The organism is Vibrio sp. 1288 (assembly GCF_033344475.1).
Genome location: NZ_JAWPOX010000650.1, coordinates 1 through 645, shown reverse-complemented (window position 1 = coordinate 645; position 645 = coordinate 1). Strand labels below are relative to the sequence as shown.

General features: G+C 44.7%; 1 pseudogene. It reads right to left on the bottom strand.

The features are described from left to right. Positions 1-645: pseudogene (locus tag R8O11_RS28555) on the bottom strand (glutamate--cysteine ligase); the annotation flags it as partial.

The window sequence follows — 645 nt, the reverse complement described above, 5'->3', positions numbered from 1 at the left end:
ATCCATTGGGTCAGAATCTGACAACGCCGCCCACGTTAGGAAAAGATCTAAGAAACGAACTTGCTCTTCGCTAACACCAACGGCACTGAATGGGTTCACATCTAATGAGCGCACTTCAATGTATTCCACGCCCGCACGACTCAAAGCATCTGAAGGCTTCTCACCACTTTTTGCTACGCGTTTCGGACGAATTGGGGCGTACAATTCATTTTCAATCTGGAGAATGTTGGTATTGAGCTGACGGTACTCACCATCCACTTTTACTCCAATTTTTGCGAATTCTTCAGATGGTCGACGAATCGCATCACCTAAACCTTCAAGATATTGGTCAATACTGTTGAAACCAATTTTCAATACGCTTTGAGCACTATTGGTATAACCAAGATCACTCAAGCGAAGAGACGTCGCTTTAGGGAGATACAGTGTCCCACCGATGCTTTCAAACGGAAGTTTAGTCTCACGGCCTTGAATGAACGAACCACATAACGCTGGCGATGCACCAAAGAAGTAAGGGATCATCCAACCAAAACGGTAATAGTTACGAATCAAAGCAAAGTAAGCAGCTGATTTGGTGTCTTGGCGAGCTTGCTCATCCTGCTCACCATAAAACGCATCCCAAAATGACTCAGGGAATGAAAAGTTGAA